Below are 23,445 nucleotides of genomic sequence, written 5' to 3' on the forward strand. Positions count from 1 at the left end.
CCGACGAATTTGAGCTTCCCGATTCAAGCCGGCAACTCGACCCGAACAGCTCAAGCTGAACTGCCCAAGCCCGACAGCTCAACCGCACAGGTCAAGCCGGGCAACTCGACCTGGACAACTTCGAGCCGGACGGCTCGCGCCGCACAGACCGAGCCGGGCAACTCGACCCGCCAGCTCAACCCGCACAGGTCGAGCCAGCCAGCTCAAGCCCGACAGCTCAGAGCAGTTCCAGCAGGAACGGCAGCTCCTGCGGCGCGTACCAAGCCAGCTCGTGATCCTCGGCGTCGCCCAGGATGAACTCCGCGTCCAGGTCTCCCAGGTCCGCCGCGTCGATCACGCCCGCCGCCGCGGAGACCGCGTCCGCCGCCTCCGGGCTGTCCACGTGGACCGCCGCCACCGCCGACAGTGGGATCGGGCCGCCGATGCGGACCACCGGGGCATCCAGGTCCGGGCGCAACGTGATGCCCTCGACGTCCGCCGACACCACCACCCGGCGGGGCTCGCCCTTCTCCTCCGCCGCGATCAGGCGCAGCGAAGCGCGGGCCGCGTCCAGGAGCGCCGCGTACTCGAGCTCCTCGTCCGACCCGCTCACGTACGTCTCGCGCAGCGCCGGGGTCAGCGCGAACGCCGTCCCGTTGCGCGCGCGGAACTCCCCCGACGCTTCCAAGTCGCGAAGCATCGCGATGGTCGCAGGCAGATAGACCCTCACCAGTGCGCACCCTTCAGCTCTTCCAAGGATTCTTCGATCATCCCGGCCAGCAGGTCGACGTCGAACGCGGCCTTGCGGTCGCCGTTGAGTCCGAAGTAGACGCCGCCGTGGTACGACGTCACCCCGATCGCCAGCGCCTGGGTGCGCATCAGCGGCATCACCGGGAACATCTCGACCAGTCTCGCCTCTCCCGCGTACATCGGCACCTGCGGGCCCGGCGAGTTGGTCACCATGACGTTGAAGATCCGCCCCGACAACGACCCCGCCGCACGCGCGCCGAGGGAATGCAGGGTAGCCGGGGCGAAACCGCCGACCTTGAGCAACCCGCGCGCGGCGACCGACCGGCCCGAGTCGAGGTGCTCGGTCATCGCGTGCCCGATGTGCTGCAGCCGCAGCACCGGGTTGGGCTCGCCCACCGGCAGGTCCACCAGGTACGCGGCCACCTGGTTGCCGACCAGGCCCGGCGTCGAGTACTCCGCCGTCTCGGCGTCGCGCACCGCCATCGGTGCCAGTGCCCGCACCGTCGCGTCGGGGGTCAGCGTCTCCTCGCGCGACAGCAGCCACTCGCGCAACGCGCCGGTGATGGCCGCGAGGACGACGTCGTTGACCGTGCCGCCGTGCTCCGCGCGGATCTTGCGGAAGTCCTCGAGCCGCGTGCGGACCACCGAGAACACGCGCCCGCCGGACACCCGGACGTTCAGCGGTCCCGGCGGCGCCGGGTTGACCAGCGTGCGCAGCGCCGACGCCACGCCACCGACGGTCTCGGCGAACTTCCCGGCCGCCGCGACGGCGTCGTTCGCCGCCGACCGGACGTTCTCGACGACCTCGGCCGGCCGCTGGACGCCCTCGCTGACCGCGTCGAGCACCAGCTGGGTGCGGCTCGGTTCGCGCCGCGGCGTCCAGATGTCCTCGAACGGCTCCGGCTCGGCCGGGGTCGGGTCGAGGATGAGCTGGCCGAGCTCGATCGTGCCGATACCGTCCACAACGGACTGGTGGGTCTTGGTGACCAGCGCGATCCGGTCGCCGGACAGGCCCTCGATGAAGTACGCCTCCCAGAGCGGCCGCTCCGGCGCCAGCCGCCGCGACATCAGCCGCGCCACCAGGTCGAACAGCTGGTCGTCGCGGCCCGGCTGGGGCAGTGCCGAGCGCCGGACGTGGTAGTTCAGGTCGAAGTCGACGTCGTCCACCCACACCGGCCGCGCCAGGTGCCCCGGCACCTCCGCGACGCGCTGCCGGTACCGCGGCAGGTACGCCAGCCGCGCCCCGACGAGGTCGAGCAGCTGCGCGTAGCTGAACCCGGAACGTGGCCGCTCGAAGATCGCCACGCCGCCGACGTGCATCGGGGTCGCGTGGTCCTCGACGTAGAGGAACGAGGCGTCCAGCGCGGAAAGGCGGTCGGGCATGGGCCGATCCTTACACAATGCGAGACTGCCCGGTGTGGGTGATGAGTCGACTGTCTCGCCGAAAGACCGCTTCCTGACCGTGTACGGCCGGAAGCCGGTGCTCGAGGCACTGGCGGACGGCGGCCTGCGCGTGGACAAGGTGATCCTCGCCGACACCGCCCGCGGGCCGGGCGCGGCCGAGATCCAGCGCGCGGCCAAGGACGCGGGCGTGCCGGTGCAGCGCGCCAGCGCCCACCGCGTCAAGGTGCTCGCCGGCAACGGCAAGCAGGACCAGGGCGTGCTCGCCGACGTCGTCGCGCCGCGGATGCGCGCGCTGGCCTCGGCGCTGGAGGACCGGCAGCCGCCGTCGCGGGTGCTGCTGCTGGACGGCATCACGACCCCGGCGAACGTCGGCATGATCCTGCGCACCGCGACCGCGGCCGGGCTCGACGGCGTGATCGTGCCGCGCCGCGGCGTCGCGGCGCTGGACCCGCTGGTGGTCAAGGCTTCGGCCGGGGTCGCGTTCCGCGCCCCGGTGCTGCGCTGCGGCTCCGCGCGCGAGGCGGCCGAAATGCTGACCGAAGCGGGCTACGGCATCTACGCGCTGGGCGCGTCCTCGAAGACCGCATTGTTCGACGTAACCCTGACGCAGCGCGCGGCTTTCGTGCTCGGCGGCGAAACGGACGGCGTCGGCGCGGACGTCGGCGAGCTCGTCACCGAATGGGTGTCGATCCCGATGCCGGGTGACGTCGAGTCGCTCAATGTCTCGGCCGCCGCGGCGGTGCTTTCCTTCGAACTGGTCCGCCGCGCGCGTTGATCGTTCACTGATCGGGGAACAGCACACCGAGTTCGGCGAGCGTTTCCCCGACCGACCGGTGGTGCACCCCGACCATGCCCGCTTCGACGGCGCCGAAGATGTTCGCTGCGGAGTCGTCGACGAACGCACAGTGCACGGCGGGCAGGGCCAGCCGGTCCGCCGCGATCAGGTAGACCGCCGGATCCGGTTTGGCCACGCCGACCTCGCCGGAGAACACCAGCGCGTCGAAATAGTCGAACATGGTTTTCTTGACCTGCTCCGACGCCCCGGGTGCGTTGGACAGCAACGCGGTACGGACGCCCCGCTTGCGCGCGGTCATCAGGTATTCGTAGAAGCGGTCGGCGTCGGGATCGGTGAGAACTCCGGCGAAATCGACCAATAACCCCTTCAGCACCCGGCACACCATAGCCGGGTAACGGGGCGCTGTCTCTCGGAGTCCGACAATGCGATGTGCCCCTAGCGCACGGTAACCGGCGAAGCCATCGCTTCGGCGATTCTCCCCCGAATCGTGCGATTCCTGACGCGATTCGGGCCGCGCGTCCCTCTAAGCCTGCGGAAGCGGCGAAATGCCGCGACCGGGAGGGGAGGAAATGACCGAGGAACATCGCCTGAGAACGCTGATCCGCTACGAGGCGCCCCGCCGGGCCGAACGGCTCGCGGCCGTGACACCGGAGGAGCACCGCCGGGCCGGCGCGCGCTGGCCGGCGTCGCGGCAGCTCGAGGCGTCCGAAGTGGGCCACCTGCTGAACATGCTGCTGGAGGCCTACGACGGCCGTCGTCCGGTGCCGCAGATCCGGGGCCTGGTGGCGCCGGAGGTGTACGCCGGGCTGAGCGGGCCACGACTGCCGCAGCCGCGGCACCGGACGCACACCGTCCACACGTGCAACCCGGTGGCGGGTGTGATCGAGGCGTGCGCCCGGGTGGAGGCCGACGGCCGGTCGTTCGCGCTGGCGGCCCGCTTCACCCGCACCACGACGGGGTGGCAGTGCGTGCGGTTCGCGCTGCTGAAACCGAGGCGGCTGGACCACCCGCCCCAGCGGGCAGCGGCGTGAAGCGGGCGGGCACGGCACGAGCCCCGCCGGGACCGTCCCAGCGCGACAGTCGTGAGCGGCCGGTCGGGACAGTCCCGTCTCGACGGTCGCTTGCGTCGTTCAGCCGACCGGGCTGTTTCGCCTCGACGGTCGCAGCCGGCCGGACCGGACCTGATCCCGGCAGGACGGTCGTGAGTGGTGGTTCGGGGGCTGGCCCTCTTCGCCACTCACGACCGGACCGGGCCTAGTCCTGGCGGGACGGTCGTGAGTGGTGGTTCGGGTCCTGACCCTCTTCGCCGCTCACGACCGGACCGGCAGAGTCGCCAGGCCGCGCAGGGTGGTCGTCGGGTTCCAGGCCGGGGTGCCGTTCAGCGCCAGGTCCGGGCGGCGGCGGGCCAGCTCACGGAACACGACGCGGGCTTCGAGCCGGGCCAGTGGCGCGCCGAGGCAGAAGTGGATGCCCTGGCCGAACGCCAGGTGCTTGCCCGGCGCCCGGGCCGGGTCGAACGTCTCCGGGCCGCTCGCCGGGTCGCGGTTGGCCGCGCCGATCAGCACGATCGCCTGGCTGCCCGCCGGGACCGGCAGCGCGCCGAGCGTCGTGTCGCGCACCGCCGTCCGCGAGGTCAGCTGGACCGGCGAGTCGTAGCGCAGCACCTCTTCGACCACCCGGTCCGGCGCCGCCGCGGCCGGCCCGAGGCCGTCGTGGCGGAGCAGCGCCAGCACGCCGTTGCCGATCAGGTTCGTCGTCGTCTCGTGGCCGGCGATGAGCAGGAGCGTGAGCGTCACCAGGAGCTCGCCCTCGCTGAGGACGTCGCCCGCGTCGGACACCGCCACCAGCGCGGACAGGAGATCCTCCCCCGGCTCGCTCCGCCGTTTCGCGGCCAGCTCGCGGAAGTACGCGATGAAGGACTGGCGCGCCCGGATCGCCGGTTCGACCGTCTCGGGGCTCTGCAGGAACGGCGGGTCCAGCGCCCGCGCCATCGCGTGCGACCACTCCGCGAACTGCTCGCGGTCGTCCAGCGGGACGCCGAGCAGTTCGGCGATCACCTCGACCGGCAACGGCTTCGCGAGCGCCGTCATCAGGTCGAACTCGCGCGGCGCGCGGTCGATCAGGTCGGCGGTGATCGCGTCGATCCGTGGCGCCAGCCGCTCGACCATCCGCGGCGTGAACGCCTTCGCCACCAGCCGCCGCAGCCGCGTGTGGTCGGGCGGGTTCAGCGACAGGAACGCCCGGACCACGCGTCCCGACTCGTCGACCGGCTGGTCCGGCCGCCGGTCCGCCGGGTCCAGGTACTCCGGTTCGGGGTGCCCGAACGCCGGGTCGCGCAGGACCTGCGTGGCTTCGGCGAGGCCGCTAACATCCCCTCGGCCAGGAGCGCGACCGGCAGCCGCTCGCGCCACCGCCGGTAGTGCGGGTACGGGTCCGGCCGCCGCTCGGCGCCGAACAGCGCGAAGAACTCCTGCATCTCCGCCGACATCGTCGACACGACCATCCCCCGTTCACAGAACCGGGGCGCGTGGAGTTGTCCACGCGCCCCGGTTCCGGCTCACATCAGCGGCTCACGTCAGCGACGCGGGCCCTTCTTGCCCTTCTTGGCGGCGTCGCGCTGGGCGGCCCGGCGGTCCCGCCGGGTGGCTCCGCTTCCACCCGCGCCGTCACCCGCTTCCTCGGCGTGCGCTTCGACCTCGCCGTCCTCACCCGGGCCCGACAGCGTCAGCCCCGACTGCTGGCTGTTGCCGCCCAGGCCCTTGCCGCGCAGCGCGGCCGGGACGGAATCGGTGTCGGTCGTCGGCGGCTGCGGCGGCGCCGGCCGGGCGTGCCGGCCTTCCGGCACGGCCTGGCCGTTGCCGTTGCCGACACCCGCCGGCAGCGCGGCGGCGTCTTCCGCGGGCGGCGCTTCGGCCCGCTCGACCTGCAGGTTGAACAGGAAGCCGACGGCCTCCTCCTTCAGCGAGTCGAGCATCGCGCGGAACATGTCGAAGCCCTCGCGCTGGTACTCGATCAGCGGGTCGCGCTGCGCGAGCGCCCGCATGCCGATGCCCTGCTTGAGGTAGTCCATCTCGTACAGGTGCTCACGCCACTTGCGGTCCAGCACGGTCAGCATCACCTGGTGCTCCAGGGTCCGCATGCCCTCCGGGCCGACGAGCGCGTTGATCTCCGCTTCGCGCTTGTCGTAGGCGTCGCGGGCGTCCTGGACGAGCGCCTCACGCAGGGTGTTCGCGTCGAGGTCGCCGTCTTCGAGCAGGTCGTCCCAGTCGAGGCTGACCGGGTACAGCGTCTTCAGCGCCGTCCACAGCTTCTCGTGGTCCCAGTCCTCGGCGTAGCCGTTGGCCGTCGCGCCGTCCACGTAGGCGTTGACGACGTCCACGAGCATCTCTTCGATCTGGTCGCGCAGGCTCTCGCCGGCGAGCACGCGGTGGCGCTCGGCGTAGATCACCTTGCGCTGCTCGTTCATGACCTCGTCGTACTTGAGGACGTCCTTGCGCTGCTCCATGTTGATCTGCTCGACCTGGGTCTGCGCGCTCTTGATGGCCTTGGAGACCATCTTGTGCTCGATCGGCACGTCGTCGGGCAGCCGCATGGTCGTCATGACGCGCTCGACCATGGTCGCGTTGAAACGGCGCATGAGCTCGTCACCGAGCGACAGGTAGAACCGGGACTCGCCCGGGTCGCCCTGCCGGCCGGAGCGGCCGCGGAGCTGGTTGTCGATGCGGCGCGACTCGTGCCGCTCGGTGCCCAGCACGTACAGGCCGCCCGCGTCGCGGACCACCTCGGCCTCGGCCTTCGACTCTTCCTTGACCTTCTCGAGGATGCCGGGCCACGCGGCCTCGTACTCCTCGGAGTGCTCGACCGGGTCCAGGCCCTGCTCGCGCAGCACGTGGTCGGCGATCAGGTCGGGGTTGCCGCCCAGCACGATGTCGGTACCGCGGCCGGCCATGTTCGTGGCGACCGTGACGGCGCCCTTCTGGCCGGCGCGCGCGACGATCAGCGCTTCCCGGTCGTGGTGCTTCGCGTTGAGCACCTCGTGCGGCACGCTCAGCTTGACCAGCAGCTTCGAGAGCCGCTCGGACTTCTCGACGCTCGTGGTACCGACCAGGACCGGCTGGCCCTTCTCGTGCCGCTCGGCGATGTCCTCGGCGACCGCCTCGTACTTCGCCTCTTCGGTCTTGTAGATCAGGTCCGGCTGGTCGGCGCGGACCATCGGGCGGTTCGTCGGGATCGGCACCACACCCAGCTTGTAGGTCTGGTGGAACTCGGCGGCCTCGGTCTCGGCCGTACCGGTCATGCCGGACAGCTTCCCGTACAGGCGGAAGTAGTTCTGCAGCGTGATCGTGGCGAGCGTCTGGTTCTCGGCCTTGATCTCGACCTTTTCCTTGGCCTCGATCGCCTGGTGCATGCCCTCGTTGTAGCGGCGGCCGTGGAGCACGCGGCCGGTGAACTCGTCGACGATCGCGACCTCGCCGTTGCGGACGATGTAGTCCTTGTCGCGGTGGAAGAGCTCCTGCACCTTCAGCGCGTTGTTCAGGTACCCGACCAGCGGGGTGTTCGCGGCCTCGTACAGGTTCTCGATGCCGAGCTGGTCCTCGACGAACCGGACGCCCTTTTCGGTGACGGCGACGGTGCGCTTCCGGACGTCGACCTCGTAGTGGTACTTCGAGTTAATCAGGTTCGTCTTCTCGACCCGCTCGCGCGACCCCATCGTGGTGGTGTCGATGCCGTTCATCAGCGGGGCGAGCCGCGCGAACTCGACGTACCAGCGCGACGACTGGTCCGCCGGGCCCGAGATGATCAGCGGCGTCCGGGCCTCGTCGATGAGGATCGAGTCCACCTCGTCGACGATGGCGTAGTTGTGGCCGCGCTGGACGCAGTCGTCCAGGCTCCACGCCATGTTGTCGCGCAGGTAGTCGAAGCCGAACTCGTTGTTCGTGCCGTAGGTGACGTCGGCGTTGTACTGGTTGCGCCGGACGTCCGGCTGCTGCTCCGACAGGATGACGCCGACCTCGAGACCGAGGAAGCGGTGGATGCGGCCCATCCACTCGGAGTCGCGCTTGGCCAGGTAGTCGTTCGTCGTGACGACGTGGACGCCCTTGCCGGGGATGGCGTTGAGGTACGCCGCGAGGACACAGGTCAGGGTCTTGCCCTCACCGGTCTTCATCTCGGCGACCTGGCCCAGGTGCAGGGCGGCGCCGCCCATCAGCTGGACGTCGAAGTGCCGCTGGCCGAGCACGCGCTTGGCGGCCTCGCGGGCGACCGCGAAAGCCTCCGGCAGCAGGTCGTCCAGGGACTCCCCGTCGGCGTGCCGCTTGCGGAACTCGTCCGTCTTGGCCCGCAGCTCGGCGTCGGTCAGGTCCTTGACGTCGTCTTCGAGGGTGTTGATGTGATCGGCGATGTTGCGCAGCCGCTTCACCATCTTGCCCTCGCCCGCGCGGAGCAGGCGGTTCAGCACCATCCGGTCGACCTCACTAGCTGATCATGAGCGCGCCCAGGCCGGTCCCGGGCAGGTTCTCCCACGGCGGCCGCCGTGGGTCGGCGCCACCGTTCCACCCCATCGTAGGGAACCCGGGGCGCCGTGTGCACACGCCGTACGTCCTGACATGCGGATGGCCCGCACGCGAGCGCGTGCGGGCCATCGGCGAAGGCCTTCTCAGAGCCGGCTCAGCCGAGCCGGATCACGCCGTAGTCGAAGCCTTTCCGCCGGTAGACCACGCTGGGCCGCCCCGCGTCGGAGTCGTTGAAGAGGAAGAAATCGTGGCCGACCAGTTCCATCTCGTAGAGAGCCTGGTCCACCGTCATCGGATCGGCGGTGTGCTGCTTCTCGCGGACGACGCGGCCGGGCTGGTGGCCCAGGTCGTCGTCAGCCCAGCTCTGCTGCTGGGGCAGGGTGATCTCGTCGGCACTCGCGAAACCGTTCAGCTGCGGTTCGGCCTCGGGTGCGTCCAACACCGCGGTACGCGCGGCGGGACTGGCGGCGGCGGCCGGGGAGGTACCACCCGGCAACACCGAGGTCGCTTCGGCGACCGACTCCGGTCGGCTGCGCCCGTAGTGCACGCGCCTCCGGTCGTGTGTCCTCCGCAGCCGGTTCTCCAGCTTGGTGACTGCGGAATCGAGCGCTGCGTAGAAGTCGGCGGCACACGCTTCAGCGCGTACGGCCGGGCCACGCCCCTTTCCGGTGATTTCGACGCGCTGGCAGCTCTTGGCCTGGCGCCGGTTGGGTTCGTGGAACAGCTCCACGTCGTACCGGATGACTTTCCTGTCGTAGCGCTCGAGGCGGGCCAGCTTTTCGCTGACGAGTGCCCGATAGTGCTCGGGCACCTCTACGTTGCGGCCCTTAACGACGATGTCCATACACGACCTCCCTCGCTGAGATGACTGCGAGCTGTTGAGTTCACACACGGCGCCGGTGTAGCGGGGACGGAAGCCCGGATCGCGGGCTGAGAAGGAACTCGGATCGGTTCACGACGTCTCGTGCCGGATGCCCGAGCGCGGACTCAGCGCACCTCCGGCGCCAGGGACATGGGCTCGTCACCTCCCTGCCTGCGGGGATTGCTGATAGCGGAGCACGTTAGCTTCCTCACGCCCGTTACAACAGCCCCCGAGCCGGGGGATGTCGGGGAATGAGACTCCGTCACCCCGCGCAGTGAGCGGGGAGTGAACACCAGAAAACACCCGCTGGTCGGACGCTCGCCGGTTGCCGTGGCATCACACGGACGGCGCATCACTCCAGCTGCACGGACGCCGAGGGTGACGGCCTTGTCCGGCACAGCCACCACTCCGGTGGAGTGGTTCGGCACCCAAGTGGCCTTGATCGACACCCTCATGCCCGGACAACGGCCACGGCGCCGCTCGCGTTCCCACCGGAAGTCACTCGTCCAGGTGACACCCGGGTCACCCGGCCGCGGGGGTGGGTTTGGCGGGTGTTTTCGGTGGCTGTGGATCTGGTGGTGCGGATGGGGTCGGTGGGGCTTGAGGAGACTGGTGTGACCTGGTGAAACCGCCGTTCTGGTTTCGGGTCGGGTTCCGGGGCGGGGTGGTGGGGTTGGGCGGTGGCTGGTGGGCGGATGTCGCGGATTCACCCGGGTGGGAAATCTTTCTTGGACCGGCCGGATGGCTCGGCGAACCGGGCTCGGCGGCGCCGGGCTCGGTGGCACCGGGCTCGGTGGCACCGGGTTTGGCGGCACCGGGGTTTGACAGCGCCAGGTTCGGTAGCGCCGGGTTGGCGGCGCCAGGTTCGGTAGCGCCAGGTTCGGCAGCGCCAGGTTCGGCAGCGCCAGGTTCGGCAGCGCCAGGTTCGGCAGCGCCAGGTTCGGCAGCGCCAGGTTCGGCAGCGCCAGGTTCGGCAGCGCCAGGTTCGGCAGCGCCAGGTTCGGCGGCGCCGGTTTGTCGGCGCCGGGTTTGGGCGCTTTCGGTCGGGCGGGCTCCGGAGTCTTGGCGATGGGTGGCGGAGTTTGGGGCGGTGGACGCCAGGGGTCTTGGCAGTGACACCGGAGTTCCGGCGGGGCTTGGGAGTTCTGCGGGCGCCGGGTTCAGGCGGTGGGCAACGAAGCTCCGGCATGACTTGATAGCTGGCGTCGACCGTCGCGGGGTTCGGGCACCGATCGCACGGCTCTGTGCTCCATGGGTTCACCCGGCCGAAACCTCGGAAACCGGCTGGGCGGCGGCCGCGGCCGCGGCTATCGAGTTCCGGCTGCGGGCGCCGAGTTCCGGCTGCGGGCGTCGGGGGCAAGCGACGGACACCAAAGTTCCGGCGTGATTGACGGCGGTGTCGGCCGCCGCGAGGCTCGGGCGCCGATCGCACGGCTCGCCCGCCTGCTCGCCTGCCCGCCTGCCCGCCTGCCCGCCTGCCCGCCTGCCCGCAAGAGTTCACCCAGCCGCGAGCAGAGTGAGGACGGCCGCGACCGCGATGCCCTCCGCGGCCAGCACGTGCACGCATGCGGCGGCGGTGGCTCCGGTGGTCACCACGTCGTCCAAGACCACCACCGGGAAACCGGGTGGTGGGCGTCCGGCCTCGCGGAATCGCAGCCGGCCGGCCAGGTTGGCGGCGCGCTGGGCGTGGCCCAGCCCGACGGCGTCGCGGGCGCTCCCGGCCAGTTCCAACGCCGGTGCGACGGCCACTTCGAAACCGCGAGTGGCCAAGACTTTCGCCGCGGCTGCTGCCAGGAGTTCGACGTGAGGGCCTCCGCGGACCCGGGATGCGGAGGGGCGGCTGGGTGCCGGGACCAGGCAGATCTTGCGGTGCCCGGGGACGGATCCGGTGCTCGGGGCCGGGCCTGGGCGCCGGTGGGCGGACACGGTTCCGGTCGCGCAGGACATGTCTGATGAGTGCTCGGAAGCGACGCTGGTGCTCCGGGCCTGGTCTGGTGGCTGATGGGCGGAAGCGGCTTCGGTCGCGTAGGCAAGGCCTGGTGGCCGGAGCCCGAAAGGTTCGCCGGCGCTCCGCACCCGATCCGATGGCCGGTCGATGGACGTGGCTCCGGTGGCACGACCGGAATCCGGCAGCCGGTGACTGCGAACAGCAGTTCCGGCGCTCGGAGACAGGCCGGTCAGCCATCGCGGGGAATCGGTTCCGACGCTCGGAGAGAGGCCCGGCGGCCGACGTGGGGAACCGGGTCCGGCGCTCGGAGGCAGACCCGGCGACCGACGCAGAGACACGGTTCCGGCGCTCTCAGCAGCCCGCAGCGACTGACCTGCGGAAACAACTCCAGCCGCGACCTGTGGTCGTCCGCCGACCGCGGGTTCCCGCAACGGCAACACGACCAGTGCCTCCGCCAGCGCCGACCCCAGCGCCGGGGCCAGGTCCCGACGACCCCGCTCCTTGTACGCGATCAACAACCGCCGTCCGACACCGCTGTACTTGGCCAGGGAGAACACCCGGACCACCCCCGCCGTCGGCACGCGGGCGACCTCCCGCACCGTGCCCCAGACACCCCCGCAGCGGGCGCAGCAAGGCGCGCCGCGGGCTCCGCAGGCGGCGCAGCGGCTGGGGATCAGTAGTTCCAGAAGCGCGTTGATGATCACACGGAAAGTGTCGCGACCACCACCGACAGTTTCGGGCCCTCAGCGATCACCCGATCGGCTGAAACCGTCAGCCCGGGTAGAAGGGATCCGCGTCCTTCGCCGAATGACTCTGGGGGCGCCACACCTCGCCCAGCACCGAGGCCGTCCACAAGCCGCTCGCGTCCGCCACCACGATCGGCCGGCCCGGGGCCGCGGTGACGCCGTGGACCTGGGGTGTCAGGTTTGAGCTGTTGAACGCGTCCATGCGCTGGCCGTCCACCGTCACGCGGACCACCGGCTGGGACACGCTCGTCGTGACCGCGACCAGGGTGTCCTGGGCCAGCCAGTCCACGTCGACGACGTTCTGGAGGTCGTGGGGCTGCAGGTGGCGGGGCTCGCGCAGGCTGACCGAGTCGCCGCCCGAGCCGACCACCGAGGCCACCCACAGCTGGCCGTTGACCACCGCCGCTACCCGGGCGCCGTCGCGAGAGAACCTGAGCTCCGAGATGTCGCCCTGCTGGATCAGGTCGGCGGCGTTCACCAGCAGAGGGGTCCACTGGCCGTTCGGGGTCAGCACGACGCGGGCCACCGATTGCTGGTCGACGACCGTCCACACCTCGGACGAGCCGGGGCGCCACGTCGGCCGGCTCAGGGTGTTGCCGGCCACGCTGAGCTGCGGCAGCTCGCGGCCGAGGTCGCCGATCCGCAGGTGGACGCCGCCGCCCGCGCGCTCCACCACCGCGAGGCGCTTGCCGTCGGTCGACTGGGCCGCGTTGACGACGTCGTAGCCGCCGTTGCCGGCCGGGCCGGCGATCGGGGCGCCGTCGCCGAGGGAGCGGACGCGGCCGCCGACCGTCATCAGCCCCAGCAGGTCCTGGCTCGGCGAGAGCGCCGCGCCGTACGCGGGCAGCTCGCTCAGCCGCCAGTCCGGGTGGTTGGGCACCAGCGGGGCGGCGTCGGCGAGGATCCGGATCCGCGCCGACGTCACGTACTGCAGCGAAAGCACGATCTGCGCGGCGATCAGGATGCGGGTGTCGTCACTGACGCCGGTCAGCCCGGTCAGGGGCACCACCAGCGTCCCGTCGTCGAGGCTCTTGACGTTGGTGTCGATCTCCACCGGTTCGCCGAGCAGGTTCTTCACCGCGCCGGCCAGGCTCGTCGACGGGCCGGCGACCAGCATGTCCATCACCCGGCCCGGCAACCCGGCCTGCGGTTTCGCGACGACGTAGCGCCGGTCGGGGACGAACGTGTTGGCCGACTCCGAGTAGAAGACCACCGGCACCGCGGTGTAGTTCTCGGCGAAGTCGGACTCGGTCGCGTACAGGTCGGCGGGCGGGTCGACGATCCGCCACTGGCCGGTCGGCTGCTTGCGCACCTTCACGTGGAGCAGCGCCGGGCTGTAGTCAGGGACGAACGCGCTGTTCTGGTCCAGCGTGCCGACGTCGAACCCGCGCACGTTGACGACCTGCGTGTTCGGGTCCGGCTGCGGCTCGGTGTCGTAGACCGTGCCGAAGGTGTCCTGGATGATCGTCAGGCTGCGGCTGGGCCGCCAGGTCGCCTGCCCCTGGTCGTCCAGGTAAGCGCGCGCGGCGCCGTTGTTCTGGCCGGGCTTGAGCGTCGCGCCGATGAAGTCGCGGACCAGCGTCAGCGCGTCGATGTTCGCCTGCGGCTCGGGTGCCTCGGCGTTCTGGCCCTGGCCCTGGCGCTCCCCCGGGACGACGACGGGCTGGGATTCGAGCGGGACGTTGGCGCAGCCCGCCACCAGCACCAGGCACAACACCGCGAGCAGAACGCGTTTCACTGACCGACTTCCTCACGCTCGGCGAAGATCGCCTCCGGCGCCGGGGTCACCTCGATGATCCCGAGCGGCACCTCACCGGGGACGCGCTCCGGCGGCGGCAGGCCCAGCGGCGACTCGCCGATGGGCACGTCCTGGTGGCGCGGGAAGCGGAACCGGAAGCAGGCGCCCTGGCCGGGCGCGCCCCACGCGTCGAGCTCGCCGCCGTGCAGGCGCGCGTCCTCGAGGCTGATCGCCAGCCCGAGGCCGGTGCCGCCGGTGCGCCGGTTGCGCGACGGGTCGGCGCGCCAGAACCGGTTGAACACCAGGTCCGCCTCGCCGGGCCGCAGGCCGACGCCGCGGTCCTGGACGGTGATGGCGACGGTGGTCTCGTTGGCCGCGACGGTGAGCACCACCGGCCGGCCCTCGCTGTGGTCCACGGCGTTGGCGAGCAGGTTGCGCAGGATCCGCTCGACGCGCCGCGAGTCGACGTCGGCGGGGATCTCCTCGTCGGGCAGCACGAGCTCGACCGAGGAGCCCGCGTTGCCGGCGATGACCCGCACCTGCTCGACCGCGCGGGTGGCGATCGGGCGGACGTCGATGAACTCCGCGGACAGCTCCTCGACGCCGGCGTCGAGCCTGCTGATCTCCAGCAGGTCGCCGAGCAGGGCCTCGAACCGGTCGAGCTCGTCGACCAGCAGCTCGGTAGAGCGCGCGAGCCCGGCCGGGAACTGCTCGCGGGACGCGTGCAGCACGTCGGCGGCCATCCGGACGGTGGTCAGCGGCGTCCGCAGCTCGTGCGAGACGTCGGAGGTGAACCGGCGCTGCAGGCCGCCGAACTCCTCGAGCTGGCGGATCTGGCGCTGGATGCTGGCGGCCATCCCGTTGTAGGACACGGCGAGCTTCGCCAGGTCGTCCTCGCCGACCACGGCGACGCGCTGGTCGAGGTCGCCGCCGGCGAACTGCTCCGCCGCCGCGGCGGCCTGCCGGACCGGCCGCACCACCTGCCGCACCACCAGGTTCGTGATGCCGGCCAGCAGGAGCAGCAGGACGAGGCCGCCGACCAGCAGCGTGTTCTGCACGGTCGAGACGGTGTTCTGCTCGGTCGTCAGCGGGAAGAGCAAGTACAGCTGCAGCGGGCTGGAGACGGTCTTGAGCGACGTCCCGACGATCAGGTACGTCGTGCGCCCGCCGTTCATGTCGGGGACGGTGTGCTCGAGGTAGCTCGTCTGCTCGGCTTCGACGAACTGCCGCAGCCGCGGCGGCACGTTCTCGAACGGCCCGGCGAACTCGGGTTCACTGCCGGACTGGTCGTGGCCGCCGCTGGCGAGCACCGGGATGAACGTGCCGGCCGCCGAGCCAGCCGCGTCCTGGCTGGTCGGCGTGATCGCGATCTTCTTCAGCGCGTTCTCGAGCCGGTTGCGCAGCGCGTCCGACGTCTCGCTGCCGAGGCCGACGAGCTCACCGGCGGCGGTCTCCGCGGCCGCGCGGGTCTGCGCGGTGGCGGCGTCGCGCTTGGTGTCCAGCAGCCGCTCGGTGATCTGGTTCTGCAGGACCATGCCCAGCACGAACACCACGGCGGAGGACAGCGCGAGGGTCGACACGGTCACGCGGAACTGGAGCGAGTGCTTCCACAGCTCGTTGAACGCGACCGCGCGACGGCGCGCGAAAACGACGACACGCCGCACCAGGCGTGCCGTCGAGCGCGCGAACGCGGGGAGCCGTCTGCCGGTCTCCACGGTCATGGAGCCATCACGGCGGGCCGGCCTTGTACCCGACGCCGCGAACGGTCAACACCACCTCGGGGTGTTCCGGATCCTTCTCGACCTTGGAGCGCAGCCGCTGGACGTGCACGTTCACCAGCCGGGTGTCGGCCGCGTGCCGGTAGCCCCAGACCTGCTCGAGCAGCACCTCGCGGGTGAACACCTGACGCGGCTTGCGGGCCAGCGCCACCAGCAGGTCGAACTCCAGCGGGGTCAGCGGGATGGCCTTGCCCTCGCGCGTGACCTCGTGGCCGGGCACGTCGATCGCCAGGTCGCCGATCGTGAGCGACTCCGCCGGTTCGGCCTCGGTGCGGCGCATCCGGGCGCGGACCCGGGCGACCAGCTCCTTCGGCTTGAACGGCTTGACGACGTAGTCGTCGGCGCCGGACTCCAGGCCGAGGACGATGTCGACCGTGTCGCTCTTGGCGGTGAGCATGACGATCGGTACCCCGGACTCGGCGCGGATCGCCTTGCAGACGTCGATCCCGTTCATCCCGGGCAGCATCAGGTCGAGCAGGACGAGGTCGGGCTTCAGTTCACGCAGCGCGGGAAGCGCGCGTGAGCCGTCGGCGACCACCGCCGTGTCGAACCCCTCCCCACGGAGCACGATGGTGAGCATCTCCGCGAGTGCAGGGTCGTCGTCGACCACGAGAACACGTGCCTTCATGACCACATATTCGCACTAGTTCCGACGCCCGTACGCGCGACCCGCGTGTTTGACCACCAGAAAGATCAAGATCGGCACGGGTCCCTGCTCCATCCGGGTGCCCCTGGACGGTCCGTGAAGGCCGCCTTCAGGGACTCCGGGTCCCTCAAGGCAGCCTTCACGGACCTGTGGAAAGGGCTCAGGGGGTGACGGCCGGGACCGGCGCGTCGACGAAGACGACGCCGTCCTCGACGACCACTCGGTGCGTCCGCACGGACTTCCTGGCGGGCAGGCAGGTGGGCGCGCCGGTGCGCAGGTCGAACCGGGCGGCGTGCAGCGGGCACTCGACGAAACAGCCCTCCAGCCAGCCGTCGGCCAGCGATGCGTCCTGGTGGGTGCAGGTGTCGTCGACGGCGAAGAAGCCGGCTTCGGTGTGGAACACCGCGATCGGGACGGGCCCGTCGAGGCGGCGGGCTTCGCCCTCGGGCAGGTCGGTGACGGCGCAGGCGCGGATCATCAGGGCCTCCGGAAACGACTGGCGGGATGCCGGGACGGTTCGTGAAAGTTGCGCATTGCGCGACGCTGCGCTTCTTGCGCAACAATCCGGTCCGACGGGCGGCCACGTCAAGAGATTCGCCCACTCAGCCGATAGGGAGTGCGCAAAACGGATAGTGTTGCGCTATGCGGAACCAGGACTCGGGCAACGCAACTCAGAGCCAGGTGCAATCGGTCGACCGGGCGATCAGCGTGCTGGAGCTGCTCGCCCGCAACGGCGAAACCGGCATCACGGAGATCGCGGGCGAGCTGGGCGTGCACAAGTCGACGGCGTCGCGCCTGCTCAGCGTCCTGGAGTCGAGAGGCCTGGTCGAGCAGCTCGGCGAACGCGGGAAGTACGCGATCGGCTTCGGCATCGTGCGGCTGGCGGGCGCCGCGACCGGGCGGATGGACCTGGCGAAGCTCGGCCGCACCAGCTGCCTGACGCTCGCCGAGGAGCTCGGCGAGACCGTGAACATCGCCATCGCCGACGACGGCGTCGCGATCAACATCAGCCAGGCCCGCGGCGCCGCGGCGATCACCACGCAGAACTGGACCGGCCAGCGGACGCCGTTGCACGCGACCTCCAGCGGCAAGATCCTCTTGGCGTACATGGCCGAAGCCGAGCGCAAGCGGGTGCTGAAGCGGAAGCTGGAGCAGTACACGCCGCGCACGACCGTCGAGCCGGACGAGCTGATGACCGAGCTGGAACGGATCCTCGAGGACGGCTACGCGGCCTGCTACGAGGAGTTCGAGCTCGGCATGCACGCGGTCGCGGTGCCGATCCACGGCCCGGGCGGGGACGTCGTCGCCGCGATGAGCGCGTCGGGCCCGTCGTACCGGCTCTCGAAGCAGCGGGTCAAGCAGATCGTGCGGCCGATGGCCGAGGCGGCGGACGACCTGTCCGCGCAGCTCGGCTACTTCCGGGACTAGCCGTAGAGCCGGGCCATCGCCCGGATCGTGTTTCCCATGTGCGCCACCAGTTCCGCGGGTTCCAGCACCTGCGCGTCGGCGCCGAGCCGCAGCAGTCCGGCGGCGGCGTGCGGCACGCTCTCCAGCGGGACGGCCGCGCGCCGCCAGCCCTCGGCGTCCGCGGGTTCGAGCGTGTGCGAGACGAGCCGGGCCGCCTTCGGGCCGAGGATGTCCGGCAGGGCCGCGATGCCCGCCGCCGAAAGCCGCACGACGGCCGTGTCGGGGATCTCCGCCTCTTCGTACCGCTCGACGTGCTCACGCCAGAACTCCGCGAGGTCGAAGCCGGCGGGCCGGGTGAACGTCTCGTCGAGCGGGGTCAGCGTCTCGATGTTCGTGACGCGGTAGGTCCGCCCGGACGCCACCAGGTACCAGACGCCGGCCTTGAGGACCAGGCCGAGCGGGTGCAGCCGCCGCGTCACGACGCCGGGGCGCGGTGACCAGCGGCGGTAGCGGACCTGGACGACCTGGTCCCGCCACAGCGCTTCCGCGGCGGCGAGCAGCTGCGGCACCGGGTCCGCTTCGCGGTACCAGCCGGGCGCGTCGAGGTGGAACCGCTGCCGGATGCGCGTCGAAGCGTCCCGGTACGGCGTCGGCAGCGCCGCCGTCAGCTTCAGCTCGGCGGCGGCCACCTGGGCGCCCAGGCCCAGCTCGGCGGCGGGTTGCGGCAGCCCGGTGAGGAACAGCGACTCGGCTTCGTCTGCGGTCAGGCCGGTCAGCCGGGTGCGGTAGCCGTCCATCAGCTGGTAGCCGCCGCTCGGGCCGGGCTCGGCGTAGATCGGCACGCCCGCCGCGGCCAGGGCCTCGACGTCGCGGTAGACGGTCCGGGCGGTCACGCCCAGCTCGGCGGCCAGGCGCGACGCGCTCATCCGGCCGCGGTTCTGCAGCAGCAGGAGCAGGGACACCAGCCGGCTCGCTCGCACCCGCCGGAGTCTGCCAGCCACCACTGACAGAAGGTGTCAGTGGTGACGCCCCAAGATCGCCGTCATGAACGACTTCGACTTCCTCCACGGCTCCTGGACCGTCGTCAGCCGGCGGCTCGAGACGATCTTCGCCGGCTGCGACGACTGGGACGTCTACCCCGGCACCACCACCTGCCGGACCCTCTTCGAGGGCGGCGGCAACACCGAGGAGATCCGCTTCCCGGCCCGCGGGTTCCGCGGGTTCACGCTGCGCCTGTTCGACGTCGAGCGGAAGGAGTGGTCGATCTACTGGGCCAACGACCGCACCGGGCTGCTCCAGCCGCCGGTCGTCGGCACCTTCGCCGACGGCCGCGGCGACTTCTACGGCGACGACGTCCACGAGGGCCGGCCGATCAAGGCGCACTACCTCTGGTCGGGCACCGCGGGGCCGTCGCCGCGGTGGGAGCAGGAGTTCTCGGCCGACGGCGGGAAGACCTGGGAATCCAACTGGGTCATGGAGTTCACCCGGGCCGGAACCGGCACCTTTTCGGGCGCTTGACAGCAAGTCGCGCATGACGCACGTTGTTGCCGAAGACGCAACTTCGCCCGGAGGGATCCCGCGATGGCACAGCCCCGGGTGGTGGTCATCGGCGCCGGCCTCGTCGCCTGCGCGCTCGCCGACGAGCTGACCGAACGCGGCTGGACCGACGTCACGGTGCTGGGCGGCGGCGAGCGGCCCGACACCCCCGGGCTCGTGTTCCGCACCGACGCGGACCGCACGCTGACGGAGTTCGCGAAGTACACCGCCGCGAAGTGCAGCGGCCTCACGCTCGACGGCCAGTGGTGCTTCAACCCGGTGGGCAGCCTGGAGCTCGCGACGACGCCCGAGCGGCTCGCGGACCTGAAGCGGCGTCGCGGCTGGGCCACGTCGTGGGGCGTGCGCGGCTTCCTGCGCGCGCCCCACGAGTGCGCCGACCTGCACCCGCTCCTCGACGAAACCCGCGTCCTGGGCGGGTTCCACGTCCCGGGCGACGGCCTCCTGCACGCCGGGCACGCGGCCGAAGCCCAGGCCCGGCGGGCCGCCGGGCGGGGCGCGAAGTTCCTCGACGACGACGTCGTCGCGATCGACCGCGCCGGCGGGCGCGTCACCGGCGTCGTCACGGCTTCCGGGCGGCTGCGCGCCGACGTCGTCGTGTCGTGCGCCGGCGCCGGCGGGCTCGTCGGCCTGGCGGTGCCGCACGTGCCGCTGCCGCACCGGTACGCGCGGACGTCGCCGCTGGCGGAGCTGGCCGGGCACAACGACGACCACGCGCAGGCGGGTAAACCCGTGCTGCGCCACCACGACCGCGCGCTCTACGTCCGCGAGCACGTCGACCGGCTCGGCATCGGCGCGCTCGACGCCGGCTCGGACGAGTTCGACGCGGCGTGGGAGGCGGCGGCCGCGCTGCTGCCCGCGCTCCGCGACGCCAAGGCCGAGACCGTCACCACCGTGACGCTCCCGGGCACGCCGGACGGGCAGCCGCTGCTGGGCGAGCACCCGGACCTCGAAGGCTTCTGGGTTGCCGAAGCCGTCCGGGACGAGCACTCCGCCGGGGTCGCGCGCGAGCTGGCGCGCTGGCTGGTCGACGGGCAGCCGGTGCTGGCCGTCCACGGCTGCGACCTGGCCCGCTTCGACCGCGTTTCGGTGCGGGGCCGCCGGTTCGCGGAGGTCCACGAGATCGTGCACCCGCTGGATCCCCGGGAAGCACCGCTGCGCAGCAGTCCCTTCGCCGAGCGGCAAACCGGGCTGGGCGCGCACTTCCTGCCGTCGGGCGGGTGGGCGCGGCCGCAGTGGTACCAGGCCAACGCGGACCTGCCCGGCGCCTCGGCGCGCACCGGCTGGGCCGCGCGGCACTGGTCGCCGATCGGGAGCGCGGAGGCGCTCGCGGCTCGCGAGCGCGTCGCGATGTTCGACCTGACCGCCGGGCCGCGGCTGGCGGTCACCGGCCCGGGCGCGCTGCCGTTCCTGCAGGCCATGACGACCGGCGACCTGGCCGGGCCGCCGGGCTCGGTCACCCGCACGCTGCTGCTGAGCGAGGACGGCGGGGTGCGCGGCCAGGTGACCGTGGCCCGGCTCGGCGACGAGCGGTTCCACGTCGGCGCCACCGGCCGGGCGGACTTCGACTGGCTGCGGCGCCACCTGCCGGGCGACGGCGCCGTGCAGCTGCACGAGACCACGCCCGGCACCTGCTGCGTCGGGGTCTGGGGACCGCACGCCGACGACGTCCTACCGGAACTGTCCACAACGGACTGTTCGGCCGAGGAGACCTACGTGGACGACGTCCCGGTCGTCGCGTTGCGACTGTCCACTGTGGGCTTTCCCGGCTGGGAAATGCACGCCACGGCGGATGTGGGCCGCCGGCTGTGGGACACCCTGCGGGCGCGCGGGATCGTCGCCGCCGGGCACCAGGCGTACACGAGCCTGCGGCTGGCGGCCGGGGTGCGCGTGCCGGGCGTCGACGTCACCACCGAGCACGATCCGTACGAGGCCGGGCTCGGATCCGCCGTCCGGCTGGACAAGGGTTACTTCCTCGGCCGCGACGCGCTCGCCGGCCGCGGCGACGCCGTCACCGGCCGCCGGCTGACCCGGTTGCGCGTCGACGGCGTCGTGCTGGGCAAGGAGCCGGTGTACGTCGAGGGCCGCGCGGCCGGGTACGTCACCAGCGGGGACGAATCGATCGCCTACGCCTGGCTCCCGGTGGAGTACAGCGTGCCGGGGACACGGGTGGAGATCGAGTACTTCGGCACGCGCGTTCCCGGGAGGGTCACATGACGCACTACGACGTGATCGTGCTCGGCCTCGGCGGTATGGGCAGCGCCGCCGCGTACCGGCTGGCGCAACGCGGGCAACGGGTGCTCGGCCTCGACCAGTTCGCACCGGTGCACCACCTCGGGTCGAGCCACGGCGGTTCGCGGATCACGCGCCAGGCCTACCTCGAAGGCCCCGAGTACGTCCCGCTCCTGCTGCGGGCCCACGAACTGTGGGACGGCCTCGAGCGCGACAGCGGACGCCGGCTGTTCACCCGCTGCGGCGGGCTGATGGTCGGCACGGCGGCGTCGCGGACGATCACCGGGAGCGTCGCCTCGGCTCGCGCCTTCGGCATCCCGCACGAACTGCTCGACGCCGGTGAGCTGCGCCGCCGGTACCCGACGACGTCTCCGGCGCCCGACGAGGTCGCGCTGTACGAGCCGGGTGCCGGGCTGGTGTCACCCGAGGGCAGCGTCGCCGCGCACCTGCAGCTCGCCGCGCGGTGCGGCGCCGAACTGCACCACGAGGAGAAGGTGTTCACCTGGAGCACCACGGCCGGCGGCGTGCGCGTCGGGACGTCGCACAACTACTACACGGCCGACCGGCTGGTGCTGTGCCCCGGCGCGTGGGCCGGCGAGCTGCTGCGCGACCTCGGCGTCGCGTTCACCGTGCGGCGGCAGGTGCAGTTCTGGTTCGCGCCCTCGGGCGGGGTCGAGCCGTTCCGCCGGCACCCGGTCTACATCTGGGAAGGCGACGGCTACACGTTCTACGGCTTCCCCGCGCACAACGCGACGGGCGACGGCGTGAAGGTCGCGTTCCACAGCGGCGGCCGGCCGCGCACACCCGACGGCCTCGACCGGACGGTGACCGACACCGAGGTCCACGAGATCGCCACGGTCGTCAAACGCCACCTGCCGACGCTGCCCGGTGCGTTCCTCCGCGCGGTGACGTGCATGTACACCGACACCGCCGACGAGAGCTTCGTGCTGGCCCCGCACCCGGCCGAGGAGCGGGTGCTGCTGGCGTGCGGCTTCTCCGGCCACGGCTTCAAGTTCGCGCCGGTGGTCGGCGAGATCGTCGCGGACCTGGTCGTCGACGGGACGACCGCGCACCCGATCACGCAGTTCGACCCGGCGCGCCTGCTCTAGGTGTGATCCTGCAAGTCAAGCTCGCTGTCTCACCGGACAGCGCCTAGCTGTAGTGACCATGGAATGGGTCCGCCGCCACCGCCGCCGCCGCGGGACTGCAGCGCGCCGTCGCCTGGTTCATCAGCCATGGCGTGACCGTCCAACGCGTGCCCTCGGACAACGGTTCGGCCTACCGCTCCCACGCCTGGCGCGATACCTGCGCCGAGCTGGGGATCGCTCCGAAACGGACCCGGCCTGCCGGCCCCAGACAATCACCACCGACCCCACTCATCCGTCGGAGGCAAGCCACCCATCACCCGGCTGGTCAACCCTCCCCGGACATCACACCTAGGCGAGCAGGGTCTCGGCGAGCGCTTCGAGGTCGACGCCCGCGACGCCGTCCAGGACGTGCCACGGCGAGAACCAGGCCGCGGCGGCCAGCTCGTCGTACACCGCCGCGCAGCGCCGCTGGAGGCCGTCGTCGGTCTCGAAGGCGTCGCGCTCGCGGTCGGTCTCGGCCGCCGCTCGGCGTTCGGCGCGTTCCGCCGCGACCGACGCGGCGACCCGCAGCAGCAGGTGCGCGTCCGGGTGCGGCAGGCCGAAGCGGTCGACCTCCAGCTCCCACACCCACTTCACGACCTCGCCGGCCGCGTCCTGCCCCAAGCGCGCGGCCGCGTACGCGGCGTTCGAAGCGACGTACCGGTCGAGCAGGACGACGTCGTGCGCGCCGCGCAAGGCGCGGATCTCGTCCGCGGCACCGCTGCGGTCCAGCGCGTAGAGCACGGCCATGCCGTACACCGAGTCGGCGAGGTCGCCGTGCCCGCGGTGCAGCGCCTCCTTGACGAGGTCCGCGTGCACGCTCTCGCCGTACCGCGGGAAAGCCAGCTTCGCGACGCTCGCGCCCTTGGCGCGCAACGCGTTCGTCAACCCGTCGGTCAGCGTGCGCTTGCCCGCTCCGTCGAGTCCTTCGATGACCACCAGTCGCCCCATGGGCGTCACAGTAA

At 71.6% G+C, this 23,445-nt stretch carries 19 protein-coding genes and 1 pseudogene; 7 read left to right on the forward strand and 13 right to left on the reverse strand.

Features of this window, described 5'->3' with window-relative positions; all coding sequences use genetic code 11:
* Nucleotides 1-217 precede the first annotated feature (217 nt).
* The gene (locus tag MUY22_RS04795) at nucleotides 218-709 is read right to left on the reverse strand and encodes a hypothetical protein (protein WP_247057468.1); all 492 of its coding nucleotides are present in this window, start codon (nucleotides 707-709) and stop codon (nucleotides 218-220) included.
* Nucleotides 706-2,112 (reverse strand): wax ester/triacylglycerol synthase family O-acyltransferase, encoded by a 1,407-nt coding sequence (locus MUY22_RS04800; RefSeq protein ID WP_247057470.1) that lies wholly within the window; start codon nucleotides 2,110-2,112, stop codon nucleotides 706-708. Before MUY22_RS04800 ends, MUY22_RS04795 begins: the two co-directional genes overlap by 4 nt.
* A gap of 34 nt (nucleotides 2,113-2,146) precedes the next feature.
* On the opposite strand from MUY22_RS04800, the gene MUY22_RS04805 reads away from it, so the two are divergent.
* Nucleotides 2,147-2,908 (forward strand): RNA methyltransferase, encoded by a 762-nt coding sequence (locus MUY22_RS04805; RefSeq protein WP_247057473.1) that lies wholly within the window; start codon nucleotides 2,147-2,149, stop codon nucleotides 2,906-2,908.
* 4 nt (nucleotides 2,909-2,912) lie between these two features.
* Here MUY22_RS04805 and MUY22_RS04810 read toward each other — a convergent pair whose 3' ends face one another.
* Nucleotides 2,913-3,287, reverse strand: coding sequence for an HAD-IA family hydrolase (locus MUY22_RS04810; RefSeq protein ID WP_247063642.1), 375 nt, complete (start codon nucleotides 3,285-3,287; stop codon nucleotides 2,913-2,915).
* Nucleotides 3,288-3,498: 211 nt separating this feature from the next.
* On the opposite strand from MUY22_RS04810, the gene MUY22_RS04815 reads away from it, so the two are divergent.
* Nucleotides 3,499-3,960 carry an Rv3235 family protein gene (locus MUY22_RS04815; protein ID WP_247057475.1) on the forward strand — a complete coding sequence of 154 codons (462 nt, stop codon included), beginning with the start codon at nucleotides 3,499-3,501 and terminating at the stop codon, nucleotides 3,958-3,960.
* 279 nt (nucleotides 3,961-4,239) lie between these two features.
* On the opposite strand, the gene MUY22_RS04820 is transcribed toward MUY22_RS04815, so the two are convergent.
* The 8 genes from MUY22_RS04820 to MUY22_RS04860 all read right to left on the reverse strand — a co-directional run bounded on the left by MUY22_RS04820 (nucleotide 4,240) and on the right by MUY22_RS04860 (nucleotide 16,638).
* Nucleotides 4,240-5,178, reverse strand: coding sequence for a cytochrome P450 (locus tag MUY22_RS04820; RefSeq protein WP_247057477.1), 939 nt, complete (start codon nucleotides 5,176-5,178; stop codon nucleotides 4,240-4,242).
* Between the two features lie 326 nt (nucleotides 5,179-5,504).
* Nucleotides 5,505-8,390 (reverse strand): preprotein translocase subunit SecA, encoded by a 2,886-nt coding sequence (gene secA, locus MUY22_RS04825; protein ID WP_247057479.1) that lies wholly within the window; start codon nucleotides 8,388-8,390, stop codon nucleotides 5,505-5,507.
* Nucleotides 8,391-8,596: 206 nt separating this feature from the next.
* A complete protein-coding gene (gene hpf / locus MUY22_RS04830) occupies nucleotides 8,597-9,286 on the reverse strand; it encodes a ribosome hibernation-promoting factor, HPF/YfiA family (protein ID WP_247057481.1) in 690 nt (229 codons plus the stop codon).
* A gap of 1,515 nt (nucleotides 9,287-10,801) precedes the next feature.
* Nucleotides 10,802-11,053: a hypothetical protein gene (locus tag MUY22_RS04840; protein WP_371827582.1), complete on the reverse strand. Its 252-nt coding sequence runs from the start codon at nucleotides 11,051-11,053 to the stop codon at nucleotides 10,802-10,804.
* A 970-nt stretch (nucleotides 11,054-12,023) separates the two neighbouring features.
* A complete protein-coding gene (locus MUY22_RS04845; protein WP_247057483.1) occupies nucleotides 12,024-13,736 on the reverse strand; it encodes an LpqB family beta-propeller domain-containing protein in 1,713 nt (570 codons plus the stop codon).
* Nucleotides 13,733-15,457: an MtrAB system histidine kinase MtrB gene (mtrB, locus tag MUY22_RS04850; protein WP_247057486.1), complete on the reverse strand. Its 1,725-nt coding sequence runs from the start codon at nucleotides 15,455-15,457 to the stop codon at nucleotides 13,733-13,735. Before mtrB ends, MUY22_RS04845 begins: the two co-directional genes overlap by 4 nt.
* A gap of 7 nt (nucleotides 15,458-15,464) precedes the next feature.
* On the reverse strand, nucleotides 15,465-16,142 hold the full coding sequence (gene mtrA, locus MUY22_RS04855) for an MtrAB system response regulator MtrA (protein ID WP_005150760.1): 678 nt from the start codon (nucleotides 16,140-16,142) through the stop codon (nucleotides 15,465-15,467).
* A 178-nt stretch (nucleotides 16,143-16,320) separates the two neighbouring features.
* Nucleotides 16,321-16,638 carry a bifunctional 3-phenylpropionate/cinnamic acid dioxygenase ferredoxin subunit gene (locus MUY22_RS04860; RefSeq protein WP_247057487.1) on the reverse strand — a complete coding sequence of 106 codons (318 nt, stop codon included), beginning with the start codon at nucleotides 16,636-16,638 and terminating at the stop codon, nucleotides 16,321-16,323.
* Nucleotides 16,639-16,802: 164 nt separating this feature from the next.
* On the opposite strand from MUY22_RS04860, the gene MUY22_RS04865 reads away from it, so the two are divergent.
* Complete coding sequence (locus MUY22_RS04865) at nucleotides 16,803-17,588, forward strand: IclR family transcriptional regulator (protein WP_247057489.1); 786 nt, start codon at nucleotides 16,803-16,805, stop codon at nucleotides 17,586-17,588.
* Here MUY22_RS04865 and MUY22_RS04870 read toward each other — a convergent pair.
* The gene (locus MUY22_RS04870; RefSeq protein WP_247057491.1) at nucleotides 17,585-18,547 is read right to left on the reverse strand and encodes a YafY family protein; all 963 of its coding nucleotides are present in this window, start codon (nucleotides 18,545-18,547) and stop codon (nucleotides 17,585-17,587) included. The genes MUY22_RS04865 and MUY22_RS04870 overlap by 4 nt on opposite strands.
* Before the next feature lie 64 nt (nucleotides 18,548-18,611).
* On the opposite strand from MUY22_RS04870, the gene MUY22_RS04875 reads away from it, so the two are divergent.
* The 4 genes and pseudogenes from MUY22_RS04875 to MUY22_RS04890 form a co-directional block, all read left to right on the forward strand.
* Nucleotides 18,612-19,085 (forward strand): hypothetical protein, encoded by a 474-nt coding sequence (locus MUY22_RS04875; protein ID WP_247057493.1) that lies wholly within the window; start codon nucleotides 18,612-18,614, stop codon nucleotides 19,083-19,085.
* A 63-nt stretch (nucleotides 19,086-19,148) separates the two neighbouring features.
* Entirely contained in the window at nucleotides 19,149-21,338 is a 2,190-nt protein-coding gene (locus MUY22_RS04880; protein ID WP_247057495.1) for an FAD-dependent oxidoreductase, read from the forward strand.
* The gene (gene solA / locus MUY22_RS04885; RefSeq protein WP_247057497.1) at nucleotides 21,335-22,462 is read left to right on the forward strand and encodes an N-methyl-L-tryptophan oxidase; all 1,128 of its coding nucleotides are present in this window, start codon (nucleotides 21,335-21,337) and stop codon (nucleotides 22,460-22,462) included. Before MUY22_RS04880 ends, solA begins: the two co-directional genes overlap by 4 nt.
* 92 nt (nucleotides 22,463-22,554) lie before the next feature.
* Nucleotides 22,555-22,716 (forward strand): annotated as a pseudogene (locus MUY22_RS04890) (DDE-type integrase/transposase/recombinase); the annotation flags it as partial.
* 73 nt (nucleotides 22,717-22,789) lie between these two features.
* Here MUY22_RS04890 and MUY22_RS04895 read toward each other — a convergent pair.
* Nucleotides 22,790-23,431: a dTMP kinase gene (locus MUY22_RS04895; protein WP_247057499.1), complete on the reverse strand. Its 642-nt coding sequence runs from the start codon at nucleotides 23,429-23,431 to the stop codon at nucleotides 22,790-22,792.
* Nucleotides 23,432-23,445: the final 14 nt, after the last annotated feature.

It is taken from the genome of Amycolatopsis sp. WQ 127309 (assembly GCF_023023025.1).
Classification (GTDB): Bacteria; Actinomycetota; Actinomycetes; order Mycobacteriales; family Pseudonocardiaceae; genus Amycolatopsis.

Bases quoted from the DNA above. Each gene is read 5' to 3' on its own strand.
- MUY22_RS04800 (WP_247057470.1), bottom strand. From the start codon at position 2,112: ATGCCCGACCGCCTTTCCGCGCTGGACGCCTCGTTCCTCTACGTCGAG.
- MUY22_RS04815 (WP_247057475.1), top strand. From the start codon at position 3,499: ATGACCGAGGAACATCGCCTGAGAACGCTGATCCGCTACGAGGCGCCC.
- secA (WP_247057479.1), bottom strand. From the start codon at position 8,390: ATGGTGCTGAACCGCCTGCTCCGCGCGGGCGAGGGCAAGATGGTGAAG.
- hpf (WP_247057481.1), bottom strand. From the start codon at position 9,286: ATGGACATCGTCGTTAAGGGCCGCAACGTAGAGGTGCCCGAGCACTAT.
- mtrB (WP_247057486.1), bottom strand. From the start codon at position 15,457: ATGACCGTGGAGACCGGCAGACGGCTCCCCGCGTTCGCGCGCTCGACG.
- mtrA (WP_005150760.1), bottom strand. From the start codon at position 16,142: ATGAAGGCACGTGTTCTCGTGGTCGACGACGACCCTGCACTCGCGGAG.
- MUY22_RS04860 (WP_247057487.1), bottom strand. From the start codon at position 16,638: ATGATCCGCGCCTGCGCCGTCACCGACCTGCCCGAGGGCGAAGCCCGC.
- MUY22_RS04865 (WP_247057489.1), top strand. From the start codon at position 16,803: ATGCGGAACCAGGACTCGGGCAACGCAACTCAGAGCCAGGTGCAATCG.
- MUY22_RS04875 (WP_247057493.1), top strand. From the start codon at position 18,612: ATGAACGACTTCGACTTCCTCCACGGCTCCTGGACCGTCGTCAGCCGG.
- MUY22_RS04880 (WP_247057495.1), top strand. From the start codon at position 19,149: ATGGCACAGCCCCGGGTGGTGGTCATCGGCGCCGGCCTCGTCGCCTGC.
- solA (WP_247057497.1), top strand. From the start codon at position 21,335: ATGACGCACTACGACGTGATCGTGCTCGGCCTCGGCGGTATGGGCAGC.
- MUY22_RS04895 (WP_247057499.1), bottom strand. From the start codon at position 23,431: ATGGGGCGACTGGTGGTCATCGAAGGACTCGACGGAGCGGGCAAGCGC.